Origin of the sequence: Micromonospora sp. CA-248212, from assembly GCF_050948405.1 — a bacterium.
In the GTDB taxonomy this organism is placed as follows: domain Bacteria; phylum Actinomycetota; class Actinomycetes; order Mycobacteriales; family Micromonosporaceae; genus Micromonospora.
In genome coordinates, this window is record NZ_CP192023.1 from 4,794,641 (window position 1) to 4,809,744 (window position 15,104).

Below are 15,104 nucleotides of genomic sequence, written 5' to 3' on the forward strand. Positions count from 1 at the left end.
GCTTGGCGGCACTATCGCCATGACCGCGTCAGAGGGCGGCGGCGTTGTGCCCGCGCTGACCGCCGGTGATCTTGTGGCCGCTGTGCCCGGCCTTGCCGATACCGGCATCGCGGTCGACGTCGTCAGCTTCCGTAGCCGCCCCGGTGCCTCCCTGACATTCGCCGACTTGGCTGACCTGAGCCGGAGCGTCCACCAGGCGGCAGCCGCGGGCGCCTCCGGCATCATCGTCACCCAGGGCACGGACACCCTCGAAGAAACCGCCTACTACCTGCATCTCCTGCACACCGGACCGCAGCCCATCGTCGTCACCGGTGCCATGCGCAACCCCACCCTCGCCGGTCCAGACGGGCCCGCCAACCTTCTCGCCGCCACCAGGGTCGCTGCCAGCCCTCATGCCCGAGACCGGGGCGCTCTCGTCGTCATGGCCGACGAGATCCACGCCGCCGACCGTGTCCGCAAAACGCACTCCGTCAGCACTCAGGCGTTCACCTCACCCAACGGCGGCCCACTCGGCTACGTCGTGGAAGGCGAACCCCGCTTCCTCAGCCGCACCGCCCCCCGCCACGCTGTACCGACACCCGTACGCCAGCCGCGCGTGGGCCTCTACACCGCCACAGTCGGCGACGACGCGACTTACCTGTCCGCAACGGCAGCACACCTTGACGGCCTCGTCATCGCTGGCTTCGGCGTCGGGCACGTCCCGGACACCTGGGTCTCCACTCTCACTGCGCTCGCCCAGCAGATCCCCGTGGTCCTCGCCTCCCGCATCGGTGCGGGACCTGTGCTCACCAGCACCTACGGCTTCCCGGGCTCCGAGCGGGATCTCACCGAGCGGGGACTCGTTCCTGCGGGCTTCCTCGACCCCTACAAGGCCCGGATCCTGCTCCATCTCACCCTTGCCGCAGGCGCCACCGCCCACGAGACGGCAGCGGCGTTTCGCGCCGTGGCCTACCCCGGCGAGCCGTGGCCATGGCCGCAGCAGCCGGCCACCAACGCCCCGACCGCCTGAAGGAGCCCTCTTGCGCAGCCGCGAAGTCGTCCCCGGACGTACCATCGTCGCCGTCTTCGACCACGGGGAAGACTTCTACGACGCCCTCGACCGCACCTGCCGCACCTATGGCATCCGCCAGGGCTACATCCCCACGTTTATTGCGGGCCTCGCCACCGCGGACATCGTTGGCACCTGCGAACGCCTCGACAACCCCGACGCCCCCGTGTGGACCAAAGTCCACCTGACCAATATCGAGGCCCTGGGCGGCGGCACCCTCGCCTACAACCCCGACACCGAGACCGTCGAGCCGCACATCCACCTCACTGTCGGCTTGAAAGCACACAGCGCCACCGCCCACACCAGCCACCTGCTCGCCGCGACCGTTCAATTCCTCACCGAAATGATCATCGTGGAGATCGCCGAACCACCGATGACGCGCGTCCGCCAAGCCGACCTCTACGAGGTGCCACTCTTGCAGTTCCCATGAAGACAATCGAGCGCGGCGGCGTAACGGAAGCGAGTTGAGGCGCTCGATCAAGGGGGCGGTCAGCCTGAGCTGCCGCACCCGTTAATCGGGCACCGGTGTCATCAGCAGATCCAACCTGGCGGTCAGGTTCACAGCCGGGACGGCGTCCGGTGTGGGTTCGACCACGTCAGACCGGGGCCGACATCCTGGCGGCGGCGCTAACCAGGTTCCAGATCAACGTGTCGTAGGTGTCCACGACGCGCAGCACCGGCACGCTCAGTGAACGAATCATCGCATCGAGTCCGTGCTGCACCTGCTCACCCGAAAGCTGGGAGCTAACCAGGCGCTCCACTTCGACGAACGCGCCTAGGCCGTCGACTACGTCTACGCATACCGTCGCGCCGTCCCATTCGCCGGTTCGGCGCTGCTTGACGATTCGCACGGTTGGCACCCAGCCCATCGTGGCGAGGGCAGCGTGCATCGCGTCGCGGTCGGAGATCACGCATTCGTGCTCCAGACACGCCATCTCGTTGTCGACCGGCTTCTTCACGGTGAACAGATGGCGGCCCCCCTGCGTGCGCAGACGCGCGAACGGAACACCGATCTTCGACATCCCGTACGACCAGCCGGCTGGCGCGTACGCCTGGTCGTCCTGCACCGACGGCTCCGTCAACGCCACCTGCCGCTGGGCGAGCGCCGTGATCAACTCTCCCAGGTCGCTGACCTGGTACTTGGCTTCAACCTCATGATCATTCTTCTCTGGCGCACGGGTCACGAGCAGGGAGCATACGAAAGTCGCAGGTCACACGAGTTCCGGCCAACGCGAGAGCGATGTCGGAATTTTGTCGGAAGAATGTTGGAAGAAGCCGCTGAGTAACCGACGCACCACAGCTCCGCACTAGAGTGTCCTCACGCCACCACGTGTCGCCTCGTGCGGACGTTCGTCTCCATCGGGAGCTGCTGATGCCGAGCGTTCCACCGCAAGAAATTGCCAAGGCATGGATCGCTCTTGGCCAGCTGCTCGCCAGCAGCCGTAAGGCCGCCAGTTACACGCAAGAAGCGTTTGCGCCTCTTGTCAACTACGGACGAAGCACGATCGCGAACGTGGAGACTGGCCGTCAGCGAGTGGGGCGAAACTTTTGGTCCCAATGCGATGAGCTCTTGCGGACCGGCGGCAGTCTGGCCCGAGAATACGATCGGATCCGCCACGCCAGCGCCCGACACGTGCCGAGCAGTATGCCGGCACCTCAGCCGCTTGAGGTTGCTCCAGAGCCGTCGTCCTCCACCGCTCTTGAGGCGCTAGCCGGCAGGGTCGGCGGCGACTACCTGGCAGGCGAGTGGCACACTTTCTCCACGCTGACCAGCATGCTGGCGCAACAACGCCAAGCCGTGTCACCCGACGCGCTGCTGGGCCTGATCGAGGCGCACCGTGAATGCCTGTCGACGCTCTACCGCAAAGCCGGCCGTGCACCCATCCGTGCTGATATTGGGGCCATGCTCGCCGAAGCTTCCGTCGTCGCCAGCAGGCTGTGGAGTGCGCAAGGCAATCGTGCTCTCGCAATCGCTCACTGCGCCTACGCCCGCCAGTTGGGCGACAGGCTCGGTGACCGCAGGATCAGCGCCACCGCACGAATCTTCGAGAGTAACCTTCAAGCCGCCACGCTGATCGAAGCCGATGGTGACGTCATGATCGGCCTGCGGCTTCTCGACGAGGCCGACCGCGCCTCCGCAGATCTCAGCCCCGCCGCGCGAGCTCGCATAGCCGCCGAGCAGGCCCAGGCCTACGCCTCTCTGCGACTTCCGCGCGAGGCTACCGCTGCCCTAGCGCGAGCAGAGGCAGCGGTCAACGACTTGTCACCGATTGACTGTGTCGGCCTCTACAGCGACTGGAGCAACGCCCGTCTCCACGTCTACGCGGGCACATGCCATCTCCTCCTCGGCCAGCCCGAGCAGGCTGTCGAGGTGCTCGAAGGCGTAGTACAGGCCCTCGAACACAACTCCGCGAACATCAACGTCGCCCTCGCCGCAGCGGTCGACCTCGCGAGCGCCTACGCCGAGACCGGCGAGCTAGAGCAATCCTGCACTCTGCTCGGCGACACCTACGGTCAGCTGAAGGCCGGCGGCAACCAGCGGGGCATCGCCCGAGCTCAACGAGCCCGAGAGCGGCTGGCCCGCTGGCGCGCTGAGCCGGTTGTACGCGAACTTGAGGAGCAAATGGCTGCCTAAGAGGTAGCCGGCGACCCGCCCGAAGCCCACAGCGAGTTAACCGCCGCCACTACCGCCGTTGGGTCAAGACTGTCGAGTACCACGTCAGGGTGGTGGGAGGCCAACTCTTGATGTCCAATCCGGTGAGCGACAACAGCGACATGGAAGCCTGCGTGACGTGCGCAGGCGATGTCGTTGGGCGCATCCCCGATGACGATCACTCGATCAGGATCGAGCTGTTGGCCGTAGGTCGCGAGGTAGCGTCCAGCTACGACCGCCGGGAGTTGGAAGCGGTCTCGCGCGTCCGACCCGAACCCGCCGATGCGGAGATCGAGAAACTCGTCCAAGCCCGACACCTGCAGCTTCACCTCGGCGGCCGAGCGCAGGTTGCCGGTCAGCACGGTCTGGTGGAAACCACGGCCGTGCAGCTCCGCGATGCTCGCCGCAGCACCTGGATACGGTGGCTGCACCTCAGCCAGCTCCCGCCGGCCCTCTTGCATTACCGCGGCGATGGCCTCGCGGAAGGCGGGTATGCCGGCCTCCGCAGCCAACGCGTCGACGCCCGAGGTGATCGCCGTGTCGATGGCAATCGACTCGTCCGTATAGCCGTGCACCTTCTTGTCAGGGAAGACAACCTCCGACTCGGCCATGCCGTAGGCGCGAGAGATCGCTCGCGTCAGCCAGCGCAGGTCTGCGGGGATGAGCGTTCCGTCAACGTCCCAGATGACCAAGCCGGTGCCGCCGTGGTTCATCGAACCATCGTCGCACGCACGCCGAAGCAGGCAACTCGACAGCACCATCGGGTTCTTCGGAAGGAACGTAGCGGTGCTGACATAGACGCACGGTCTGCTCACGATCTCCTGGCCGACTGCAAACTGGCCGCCCTCGGCTGGCCGAGCCATCCCCTGCCCAGATCAATCACTAGTGCATCCGCCGGAGGCCTGAGGAGGGGTACGTGCGCGTGATCTGGATCAACGGTGCGTTCGGCGCTGGGAAGACGACTCTGTCGCAGCAGTTGACGACGGAGGATCCCCGGCTGCTGATGTTCGATGCGGAGTTGCCAGGCTTCATGCTCCGCGAGATCGTTCCGCCGCCCGTGAGCGGCGATTTTCAAGACCTGCGGGTGTGGCGTCGCACCGTCGCGGACACAGCTATCGCACTGCTTGAGGAGTACGGACGCACGCTTGTCGTACCGATGACCGTGGTGGTGCCGTCGTATCTTGACGAGATTTTCGGCCGGCTGCGCGCCCACGACGTGCTTGTCGACCACTTCTTCATCGACGTGCCCACCGACGTCCTACGGACGCGCATCGCGGCGCAGTCGGTCTGGCCGGATGACCCGGATCGTGATGCGCAGGTACGTGCTTGGCGGCTGGAACAGGTAGCCCGCTGCGCTGCGGCTGTCAGCATGCTGCCGGCCGACACGGTGGTGCTGGATGGTCAGCTGCCGGTGGCGCAGTTGGCCTCGGAGGTCCTGGCACGGTCAGCAACGTGATCTCTCTTAGCGGCCAACCGAGCTCATTCGGGAACGGCGACGCGGCTGACGACGGCCGCGAGCCCATCCTCATGTCGCTGAATCCCCTGTACTACGACCTCCTCTGGGCAGGCGAGAAGACGCACGAGTTCCGACGCCGGTTCCTGACCGGCCAGTCAGCGCGTTGGTACGTCTACCTCACCTGGCCCGTCGCCCGGCTCGACGCGGTGATCGACCTCGGACCCGCCATCATCGACACTCCGGAGCGAATTGCCGAGATCGCCGAACGGTCTCGCCCCGGCAACGGCGCCTCGGTGCTCGAGTACGTCCAGGACCTGGACCAGGCCTTCGCGATCCCGATCCAACGAGTTACGGAGTACCCCGGGATGTCGCTGGAGCAGCTCAGGGCTCAGCTGGGCGCATTCCATCCTCCCCAGGGGTATACCAAGCTGCGCAACCACTCTGAGCTGCTCAGCATCTGCGAGAAGATCACAGCCGGTCCACCGAGCCGCGAGATGACCGTGCCTGATCACACCTAGCTAGGCGGTGCCGTCAACCACGACCCGGGCCCTGTTACTGATCCTCGCCGTTTGACGGCCAGCCTGAATGCCATGAGCGCCGGTTGGATCTCCTGGGCGAACGAGCGGGGGGCGGGCAAGACCATCATCGCCGCATGGGCCGCATTCGGTGGCGCGCTGGGCCTGATGATCGGCTCGTACAACTTCGTCATGCACCCCGGAAACCTAGGCTGAGCCGTCGGTTCAATCACCCTGGCAGGCGGAACGCGCATTGAAGAACCGACGTGCGTATCCGCCGGGCTGGCCCCCGACGTGGGGCGTTGTGACATCCCCGGGAAGGCCAGGCCCTCAGGCTAGAGCTGCAGCGGTGTTGGCAGCGAGCCAGCCGGCAGGGTTGCCGCAGTCGTGGTACTCGCCGCTGACGGGGTGGATCAGTACGTCGTTGTCGCGGGCGAAGGCGATGACGGCGTCGGTGGCCTGGTACTCGCCGTTCGGCGCCGGGGTCAGCTTCTGAAAGTAGGCCATGGCTTCGGCGGGTAGCAGGGTGCGGCTGATGTTGATGTACGCGGTTGGCTCGCCGTAGTCGTCCGGCTTTTCGAGCAGCTGATCGAGTAGTTGGTGACCCTCGGCTGCTCGCGGGTGCAGGATGCCGTAGCGGTGGGCTTCGGCGCCGGGCACCGTGGCGGCGGCGAGTGCGGCCGGTACTCCGGCGGCGGCTCGGGCAGCGGCGAGGTCGGCCAGGTCTGACCCGCCGTCGTTGCGGAGGAGGAGGTCGTCGCCGGCCACGAGGAGGAAGTCGTCGCCTGCGATGAAGTCAGCGGCGACGATGGCGGGCAGCGCGGTGCCGTACCGGTCGTCGCGTGGTTGTTCGATGAACGTGAAGTCGGCTTGGCTGTGCAACTCGGCGAGGGGCGTGTACTTGTCCTGCCAGCCGCGTGCGGTGAAGTAGTCCTTCAGGTCGTGGTCTTCAGTGAAGTAATGACGCACCTGGCGGCCGATCTCGCCAGGGGCGGTGACGATCGCGATCTCGCGGGCGCCTGCGGCGACGCAGTCAGCGACCGCGTAGGCGACGACTGGTTGGTTGAGGATCGGCAGCATGCACTTGTTGATGGTTTTGCCGATGGGGAAGAAGCGGCTGCCCATGCCGGCGACAGCGATGACGGCCCTCACGTGCTTACCTTTCGGTTGGGTTGCACCGGCCGTCAGAGTAAGGCGACAGTGAGCCGGGCGGATCTGTGCAGTTTACGCATCGCACTGGTCCGATTCGGGGCACATGAGGAAGGCGCGCACAGGTGCAGGCCGCCGGCGTGTCGACGCCGGCGGCCCGCGATGATTCGTCAGCGTGAGGTGGGTGCCTTGAGCATGGTGGTGGTCGTGGGTTCGGCGGCGGCTGCGGCCAGGGAGCCGGCCTGACGGATGCGGTCCCACGTCGGGGTCCGGCGTGTGTCGGGGTCGAGGCCGTGGCGCAGAGCCTGCCGGTAGACGCCGTTGAGCATGGTGTCGTAGTCGTGCGGGCTGCTCCGGTGACCTTCGACGTAGTGGTGGAGGGCGGCGACGCCGACCTCGGCCACGGTGTGTCCGCTGCGCGCGATGGCGGCGAGCAGGTCGGTGTCGAACGCCAAGCTGTGGTCGGCGGTGAGGGGCAGTGCGGTGCGCAGGGCGGTGGCTGGGAAGGCTTTGAAGCCGGCCTGCGGGTCGGTGGCGTCGAGGTGCAGGAGTTCCCGGACGGCTCGTTGGTAGAGCCAGGTGGTGGGGGTCGGGCCGGTTGGCGGGTAGTAGCCGTGGGAGTCGGGGCGGCGGCGGGAGCCGATTGCGGCGCCGACGCCGGGTTGGTCGAGGGCGGCGACGTGGAGACCGAGTTGCTCTAGTGGGTAGGTGAGGTCGAGGTCGGTGTAGGCGAGGGTCGTGCGGCCGGCGCCGGCGAGCTCGGTGAGGCCCCAGAGCACGGCGCCGCCTTTTGCGCTGGTGTCGTCGGGGCGTTGGGCGACGGTCACGCGGATCTGCGGGTGGTCGACGTCGATCGCGTGGGCGGCGCGGGCGGAGGCGCCGTCGGTGCTTTCGTCGACCAGGAGGAGGTCGGCGTGGGCGTCAGGACAGGCTTGCAGGAGCCAGCCCAGTTGGGCGACCTTGACGGTGAGCGCGTCGTCGCAATGTATGGCGGTGAGGCGGTGGGCTTCGGCGCGCATCGGCACGACGATGCCGAGGTCGGCGGGGACCGGCCGGGTCAGGAGGGCGGCTTTGGACCGGGCGGCCTTGATGGCGGCGATCAGGCCGTGCAGGTGTAGGTCCGCGGGGATCTTGTCGTGGCGGTTCTTGGCGAGGCCGTGCACGAAGGCGATGAGGAGTTGGTCGTTGTAGTGCGGGAGGGGGCTGTGTGTCTGGTGGCCGGTGAGGTGGTCGGCGACCAGGTGCAGCAGCGCGCGGCCGGTGGGGTCGGCGGCCCAGTACTGGTCGGGGGTGGGCGGGGTGTGGGGTGATCCCCAGGTTTTCCGGACATGGTCGGCGAGCAGGTCGTAGCCGGCCACGAGGGCGCGTTGGGTGTCGTCCCACCGAGCGCCCTCGTCGGTGAATTCGGCTGCCTGCCACGCCTGCTTCCAGCCGCCCGGCTGGGCTTCGGCGGCGCTTGCGGCGGCGGTGACGTGCAGCCAACGGCGACGGACGGCGGGCCAGGCGCAGGACTGGTCTTCTCCCGAGGCGAGGGTGTTGGTGGCGTTCTCGGCCAGGGCGAGGGCCTGGCTGGCTTGAGTGGGGGTGTCGGCGGTGGCCGTGAGGGCGGAGTACCACAGCTCGGCGGCCAGGGTCAGTCCGGCGGTGTGGTCGGCGAGGTCACGGATCGTCTGTTCGCGCCGTGTGAGAAGCGCGGCGCGAACCTGCTGCTGGCGGGCGCGGTCGAGGGCGGTCGCGCCCGCCAGGTCGATGGGGGCCATCGGGACGCGGCCTGCGCGGGCGCCGAGCAACGCGAGCAGCCCGGTCTGGGCTGGAGCGGCCAGGGTGCCCCCGTCCAGGATCGGAGCCAGCAAGTGACCCAGGACCACCGGGTCCGCTGCGGCGGCGGATGCGCGGAATCGTTCACTGTCGAGGTACGCATCGTCGACCGATGCGGGCTGATGGACGAGGGTCGCCATGGTGCGGGCGAATCGATGACACGCCCCGGGTGAGGTGCTGTTGGGGAAGAGTCTGCCCCGCAGGGCACCGATCGCCTGCTTAGCGTCGGGTTGGTGCGCCACGAGCAGCGCGAGTGAGGTGAGGGGCAGGTCCGTTCGCTCGTCGAGCGCGCGGGCGATCCGGTCGGCGGCCGGCACGGCGGTGATCGACAGCAGCGCCCGTACGGTGGCCGGTTCCGGGTCGGCGGTCGTGGCAAGGAGCACGGCGAGGTCGACGTCCTCGTCGTGGCAGTGGTTCAGCAGCGGGGACTCGGCCAGGGGTAGGAAGTTCCGCTTAGGCGCGGGACGTGCTGGGGCGGTCATCGGGTGATCCTTCCGGCGACGAGTTCGGCGGCCTGCCGGGCGGTGTGCACCGGGTAGAGCAGGTTCTGGCGCAGGAACGTTCGTTCGAACGGGCTCAGCTCGGCGTGCACGACGACGGTGGTGCCGGCGATGTCCACCCGGGCGTCAGGCCTGCCGATGCGTGCCAGGAGGTGCCGGACTGTTTCCTCGTTCGGCGGCTGCGCTGCCGCGCACACCTCATGCTGGGCTGCGGGGCAGCGCAGGCGGCAGTTCGTGGTGGGCTGGTCGTAGTGGCCGTTGTAGTCGGGGATGTGGCTGCCGCGTTCCACCGCTCGACCGCACGAGGACCGTTTCAGGACCGCGGGGCGCCGGTCGGGGGCCACGTCGGCGTACACCTCGTCGAAGGCAGCCATGATCCGCGCCTCGGTGCCGGCGGTGAGCAGCTTCTTGCCGGGGGTGAAGGACCCTGCCGGCAGGGGAAGCCCGTAGGACATGAAGGAGTGGACGTGGTCGTCGGCGAACTTCAGCCCGCCGAGGACCACGGTGCGGGCGTCGGCGTCCTTGAAGGTCTGCCAGACGTGACGCAGGTGGGCGTCGGTGGTGTTGAGCCCTTCGGCGATCGGCCGGTAGTACGCCAGGACGTTGATTTTGTCGGAGTGCAGGATGCGGCGTAGGAACCGCAGGCGGCGCCCACGGTTGGGCGGCTCGATCGACTCGGGCATGGCTGCGTAGCAGACGTTGATGTCGAGGTCGACGTGGACGAGGGATTCCAGGCAGTCGATCTGCTCATCGGAGAGGGTGTACTTCGTGATGCACGAGACGCGGTTGGTCAGACCGAACTGGTCGAGCAGCTGCAACGCGCGCCAGGTTCGCGGCCACAGCTTCGGCAGGAACGTCTCGGAGGTGGACATGTGCAGGCCGATGGGCGTGTGGTGCGGGGTGAACCACGGGTGCGACAGCAGCCGCGCGACGACGTCCTCCGGTTCGAGGAACCCGGTCGGCTCCCAGGAGCCGAGGTAGCCGTCGACGGTGTCGCCTTCGCGCCGGTAGCAGTAGGCGCACATTAGCGGGCAGCCGATGCCGAAGTCGGCGGACATGCCGCCCTTCATCTGCGAGATCATGTAGCTGGTGTTCAACCCGTCAGGCCCGGCGGTTGCCTGGCTCGCGGCGATCTGCTCGACCGTTGCTTTCGGCGCGAATCCGGCAGGGAGCACCGACTTGAGCGCGTGCGGCGCGTCCGGGGTTCCGACGACGCCGGGCCACGCGAAGGCGCAGCGCAGCGCGAATCCCAGGGCGTCGCTCTGGTCCGCGTCGAGGTGGTGGGTGCGGGTGAGCGCAGCGATCGTGCGGGCGGGCAGTTCCTGTAGCGGGATGCGGCGGCCGGTGGGCTCGTGCAGTAGCCGGCCCGCAACGACGTCAGCCAGAACCCGCTCCAGCGCCCCGGCGGCGAGTTCGCGCGCCGCGTTCACGACCGGGTAGGGGTCGGCTAGGTCGAGGATGGCTTGCAGGCGGTGGGCGACCTCGGCCCGGGCCGCACCGCGGTAGAGGGCCGGTTGGTCGGCGGCCGGTGGGCCGCCGAGGGTCGGTGTGCTGGTCGGACTGCTCACATCTGCTCCTTCTGTGATCCGGTGCTGGCGTCCAGGGGTTCGGGTTGGATCCATCCGTGGGGAGCACGGACGTTCACGCGGCGACCGGCCTCAATGAGCGCGGCGAGATCGTCGGCGTCGAGGGCGATGCCGTCCTGGTGAGCCCGGTCGCGCTGGGACCAAGCGCGGTCTCCGGGCATCCGGGCGCCCTGCTCGCGCACCGCGTGAGCGACAGCGGCTACGCCGGTGGCCAGCGACTCGGCGACGGCGAGGCTGCGAGGGTCGACCGCTACGACAATCAGCCCGCGGCCGTCGTCTCCTGCCGGCAAGGGGGCGCTCCCGGTCAGCGCGCCGACCAGCAGTTCCAGGACGATCGCCAGGGCTTGGCCGCGCTCGCCCGCAGGCAACAGCACCTTGGCGAGATTCGAATCGTGGACCCGGTGCCCGCTCGCGTCGAGGGCGGACCCGGTGGGTAACGCTTGTCCCGTGCGGGCCAGGTGGTGCAGGCGGCCCCAGGACATCGCGGCGGCGGCCAGGTCCACTAGCACCGGGCGCTGCGGGTCCGGACTTGGAACGGCGACCGCCAGCGCGCTGCTGCCCAGGACCGGCGTGCTAGTGCCTCCGCGCAGGGCCACGCTGCGTGCGGACGCCTGCGCGGCGGCCACGCCCACCAGGCCGCGCCGGGCCAACTGCGCGGCGGGAATGCCGAGCGCGCCGACGTGACCGGCCCGGCGAACGGTCACGGCGGCGATGCCACAGCGCCGCGCACGGAGCATGGCTGCGGCGACCGCCAGGCGGGCGGCTACCGGTCCCGGGGCCAGGTCGGCGTCCACGACCAGGACCGCTTCCTCGTCCTGCATGATCCGAATCAGGGGCCGCGGGTTCAGGTGCCTGGTGCGCAGCTTGTCCAGGTAGCCGGGGGCCAATCGGCTGCCGTGGCCGGGGATGCCGCGAAGGTCGGCCTCCACGTGGGTATCGGCCATCACTCGCGCCCCGACTCGGGTCATCCCCGCTGCCTCATACAGGCACCGCAGGAAACTGGCGAGCTGGCCGGCCGGAACCCGAGTCACCACGACACACCAGAGACGGGCACGACACCGTGGGCGCGGCCGTCGCCGAGCAGGACTCGGGCCACCACCGCGACCGAAGCCCAGTGCGGGCTGAACGCGGCTACCAACACCGGCGCGGGCGAACCGCCCAGGTCGTCGACATCACCGAACGCGACCTGAACCACCGTCCGGCCGCACTCGACCAGCCGGGTGGCTTCCTGTGCAGCTCTACTCGGACCCGCCGTCGTGGTGCGGGTGTTGTAGCCGTAGACGACGACCGGGCCGGCGGTTGGCACTGGAGCGCCGACCGGCACCTGCACCACGCGGTGGTGCGCGGCGAGCAGCGCGGGTAGATAATCCGGCGTGTAGCGGGCACTGTCGGCGCGCCGCTGCCCCTCGTCAGGCACCCGCACCAAGGCCAGCACCTTGCCGGACGGCACGTCCAGCGGAAGGAGCCGGTCTCCACGCACGACCGCCACCGAACGGTCGGCAATCCCTTCCGCCGCACGCCAGGCCGCCGGGTTCGCTGTCGGCCAGTCCGGCCGGACCGAGCCGGGCGTCAGGCCGTACCGCCGGTGCAGCGTCTGTACACGGTCCACGGCCTCACCGATGCGGCGGCGGTCGATCACGCCGTGCTCGACCGCCGCAGTCAGCGCCTGCACCACCTCCGCGCGGCGCCGAACCGCCGCCGTCTGTGCCGCCGGCGAGCTATGCCCCCGGGATACCTCCGAGTCCAGCATCACGATGTCCACCCCGGCGGCCACCGCGGCGACCGCCGTCCGGGCCGGACCGCCGAGCGGCTCGTGCACCGCCCGAATCGAAAGGTTCTCGCTCACCACCACACCGCCGAAGCCCAGCTCGTCGCGCAGCAGGCCAAGCACGCGCGGCGATGCCAACGCCGGCTTGTTGTCCACGGCGAGCACGGTGTGACTGCCGACCATCACGCACGCCACCTGCGCGCCAATCGCCGCTCGAAACGGCAGCAGCGCACCCGGGCTGAGTCGGTCGACCACCGGCGCGACGTGGTGCGGGTCCCCACCAACCCCGCCCAGCCCCGGGAAGTGCTTGGCGGTCGCCGCGACGCCAGCCGCCTGCACTCCGCGTACGAACGCTGCCGCCAACAGCCCAACCCGTTCAGGATCGGAGCCGAAGGCGCGAGCGCCAACCGCAGCAGACGCCGGCCACCCCGTGGTGTCGCACACCGGCGCCAAATTCCAGGTCAACCCCACCGCCCGGAGCTGCTCACCGATCGCCGTCCCTGCCAGCTCGGCCAGGTCCTCGTCCCCCGCCGCCCCAAGCGCCAGATTCCCTGGCAACTGGGCCACGCCTGGCCAGTCCAGCGCGTTCAACCGGCCGCCCTCCTGATTCACGCTCAGCAACAGCGGCAGCGAGCCAGCGGATTTCTCGCTCGCCGTCCGGGTGACCTGACTCAACCGCGCCGGGCCGGCGACGACGGCTTTACTGATCCGGCCCGGCTCACTACCGGCCTGCTCGTGCAATGACTGAGCGCAATCGTCGGGCCGTAGGAACATCCGGCCGGGACGCACCAGCAGATCAATGTCAGCGGCAAGGACGGGATCGACTCCTACCGGCAGGCCGGGAAACAGACGTGGCATGGCAGCTCTCCCTTGCGACCGCAGGTCGACTAGCGGGCATCAACTGCAGGAATCCCGGAGTGACAATCGAGGCCCTGACCGTGCCCACACATCGACCTTTGTCGGTGCCGAGCGCCTGGGGCAGGCATCGACGCAGTGCCATCGGTGCCGCTCGCTCGGAACCTGGTGCGGATGGTGCGCTTCGCTCCCCGCCACTGACCCTGGCCGCTACTGTCAGGCCCGCGGCTGCACTACCGGCACCCGGAAGGGGGATCCCACCGTGGAAGCCGAACCCACAACATCCCGCGCCAACCAACGGCTGGCCGGCCTCCTCCGCGATGCGCAATGGGGACCCGAGGCCCTCGCCCGACGAATCAACTCCGCTCTGGTGACCCGAGGCAGCACCCGCAGAATCCACCCCAAAACCCCCTACAAATGGGTCGCAGACGGCGCGGTGCCGCACGGTGACATACCCGAACTCGTCGTCGAGGTGCTATCCGCCAAGCTCAGAACCGATCTGATGTTCGAGGATGTCTGGGGGGTAACCGCCCCACGTTCGCATCCAGCGATGCCGGCGAATCACGCGATGGATCTACCCTGGGACAGCAACGGACTGCTCAGCCTCGTAGGAGGACCCGTGCCGACCCGTCGCACCGTCATCGCAGTCACCGGCGCCGCGCTCACCGCCCACGCCTGGACCGCGCTGCACCAGCCAAACCCAGACCTGATCGCGGCTGCCGGAGACGGCGGACCGGTCACCCCACCGCTACTCGACATGATCGACACAGTCGTCGCCCACGCACAACAGCTCGACGACCACCAGGGCGGCGCCGCCCGCGGCTTCGTCAGTGACCAGTTCACCGCCGTGGCCCGGCTCCTGCGCCGAGCTTCCTACAACGCGGAGGCCGGCCGCCGCCTTGCCGCCGCACTAGCGCAACTCGCCCAGACCGCGGGGTTCATGGCGTTCGATGCCAACGAGGACGGCCTCGCCCAACGCTGGTACCTCACCGCTCTCCGCGCCGCACACGCCGCTCGCGACCCCGGCCTAGCCGCCAGCATCCTGGCCCTCATGTCCAACCAAGCCGCCGACCGAGGACACGCCCTCGACGCCCTGCAACTCGCCTCAGCAGCCCAAGAATCAGCGGCAAAGGCCCCGCCCGCCGTCCGCTCGCTGGTAGCCGCACGCAGCACCCTTGCCCACGCCGCCGCCGGCGACCTCACCAGCTTCTTCCACACACGCGAGAACACCCTCGCACTCCTCGACACCACCCCCGACGCCCCACTGCCCCCATGGGCGTCGTACATCGATCGGGTCGAACTGGACGCGATCACCGGCCGCGGCCTCGTCGTACTGGCCGAGCAGGTGCCGACTCAACGGCCAGCACTCCTTCGCCAAGCTGAACGGCTGCTTCACGCCCGCGCGCACACCAGTCCAGCCGACTCCCCGCAACGCTCCGCACTACGCCACGGCGCCTGGCTCAGCCTCGCACACAACGCCGCCGGCGACCTCGACCTCGCGGTCAGCACAGCCCGCCTCGCCCTTGGCCGCCTACCCGCCGTCAGCTCCGTACGCAGCGTCGCACTGCTACACCGACTTCACGACGAACTCGCCCCCGCCGCACCGCGCTCACCAGCGGTCCGCGACATCCTCCGCGAACTTCGTGAGTTGCCGCGGACATCACCCGCACGGTGATCACTTCGAAGGTCGTGCATGCCTCCTACCCGCTGCATCACCCGTGCACACTCACTGGGCCACATCGGGCTCTCGTTCGCC

General features: G+C 68.7%; 14 protein-coding genes. 7 read left to right on the forward strand and 7 right to left on the reverse strand.

Annotation, left to right across the window (positions count from 1 at the left end):
• Positions 1-19: 19 nt before the first annotated feature.
• Both ACQP03_RS22500 and ACQP03_RS22505 read left to right on the forward strand, forming a co-directional pair.
• The gene (locus ACQP03_RS22500) at positions 20-1,009 is read left to right on the forward strand and encodes an asparaginase (protein WP_433461201.1); all 990 of its coding nucleotides are present in this window, start codon (positions 20-22) and stop codon (positions 1,007-1,009) included.
• A 10-nt stretch (positions 1,010-1,019) separates the two neighbouring features.
• Positions 1,020-1,478 (forward strand): PPC domain-containing DNA-binding protein, encoded by a 459-nt coding sequence (locus ACQP03_RS22505; RefSeq protein ID WP_357171141.1) that lies wholly within the window; start codon positions 1,020-1,022, stop codon positions 1,476-1,478.
• A gap of 166 nt (positions 1,479-1,644) precedes the next feature.
• On the opposite strand, the gene ACQP03_RS22510 is transcribed toward ACQP03_RS22505, so the two are convergent.
• Entirely contained in the window at positions 1,645-2,232 is a 588-nt protein-coding gene (locus tag ACQP03_RS22510; protein ID WP_433458281.1) for a class IV adenylate cyclase, read from the reverse strand.
• 188 nt (positions 2,233-2,420) lie between these two features.
• Between ACQP03_RS22510 and ACQP03_RS22515 the strand changes: the two genes are divergently transcribed.
• Positions 2,421-3,683 (forward strand): helix-turn-helix domain-containing protein, encoded by a 1,263-nt coding sequence (locus ACQP03_RS22515; RefSeq protein WP_357171137.1) that lies wholly within the window; start codon positions 2,421-2,423, stop codon positions 3,681-3,683.
• Here the strand turns inward: ACQP03_RS22515 and ACQP03_RS22520 are convergent.
• Entirely contained in the window at positions 3,680-4,516 is an 837-nt protein-coding gene (locus ACQP03_RS22520) for an HAD family hydrolase (protein ID WP_357171135.1), read from the reverse strand. The two genes, ACQP03_RS22515 and ACQP03_RS22520, sit on opposite strands and share 4 nt — an antisense overlap.
• A gap of 101 nt (positions 4,517-4,617) precedes the next feature.
• Between ACQP03_RS22520 and ACQP03_RS22525 the strand changes: the two genes are divergently transcribed.
• The 3 genes from ACQP03_RS22525 (at position 4,618) to ACQP03_RS22535 (ending at position 5,888) form a co-directional block, all read left to right on the forward strand.
• Entirely contained in the window at positions 4,618-5,157 is a 540-nt protein-coding gene (locus tag ACQP03_RS22525; protein ID WP_357171133.1) for an AAA family ATPase, read from the forward strand.
• 71 nt (positions 5,158-5,228) lie between these two features.
• Positions 5,229-5,675 (forward strand): hypothetical protein, encoded by a 447-nt coding sequence (locus ACQP03_RS22530; RefSeq protein WP_433458284.1) that lies wholly within the window; start codon positions 5,229-5,231, stop codon positions 5,673-5,675.
• Between the two features lie 72 nt (positions 5,676-5,747).
• Positions 5,748-5,888: a hypothetical protein gene (locus tag ACQP03_RS22535; protein WP_357171129.1), complete on the forward strand. Its 141-nt coding sequence runs from the start codon at positions 5,748-5,750 to the stop codon at positions 5,886-5,888.
• A gap of 114 nt (positions 5,889-6,002) precedes the next feature.
• On the opposite strand, the gene ACQP03_RS22540 is transcribed toward ACQP03_RS22535, so the two are convergent.
• The 5 genes from ACQP03_RS22540 to ACQP03_RS22560 all read right to left on the reverse strand — a co-directional run bounded on the left by ACQP03_RS22540 (position 6,003) and on the right by ACQP03_RS22560 (position 13,351).
• Positions 6,003-6,824 carry a sugar phosphate nucleotidyltransferase gene (locus ACQP03_RS22540; RefSeq protein WP_357171127.1) on the reverse strand — a complete coding sequence of 274 codons (822 nt, stop codon included), beginning with the start codon at positions 6,822-6,824 and terminating at the stop codon, positions 6,003-6,005.
• 167 nt (positions 6,825-6,991) lie between these two features.
• Positions 6,992-9,121 carry a hypothetical protein gene (locus ACQP03_RS22545; protein ID WP_357171125.1) on the reverse strand — a complete coding sequence of 710 codons (2,130 nt, stop codon included), beginning with the start codon at positions 9,119-9,121 and terminating at the stop codon, positions 6,992-6,994.
• Positions 9,118-10,707 (reverse strand): hypothetical protein, encoded by a 1,590-nt coding sequence (locus ACQP03_RS22550; RefSeq protein WP_357171123.1) that lies wholly within the window; start codon positions 10,705-10,707, stop codon positions 9,118-9,120. The genes ACQP03_RS22545 and ACQP03_RS22550 overlap by 4 nt, the downstream gene beginning before the upstream one ends.
• A complete protein-coding gene (locus ACQP03_RS22555) occupies positions 10,704-11,693 on the reverse strand; it encodes an Ldh family oxidoreductase (RefSeq protein WP_433458287.1) in 990 nt (329 codons plus the stop codon). The genes ACQP03_RS22550 and ACQP03_RS22555 overlap by 4 nt, the downstream gene beginning before the upstream one ends.
• Positions 11,694-11,752: 59 nt before the next feature.
• Entirely contained in the window at positions 11,753-13,351 is a 1,599-nt protein-coding gene (locus ACQP03_RS22560; protein ID WP_357171119.1) for a glycoside hydrolase family 3 N-terminal domain-containing protein, read from the reverse strand.
• A 259-nt stretch (positions 13,352-13,610) separates the two neighbouring features.
• Here ACQP03_RS22560 and ACQP03_RS22565 point away from each other — a divergent pair, with 259 nt between their 5' ends.
• Positions 13,611-15,023: a hypothetical protein gene (locus ACQP03_RS22565; protein ID WP_357171117.1), complete on the forward strand. Its 1,413-nt coding sequence runs from the start codon at positions 13,611-13,613 to the stop codon at positions 15,021-15,023.
• Positions 15,024-15,104: the final 81 nt, after the last annotated feature.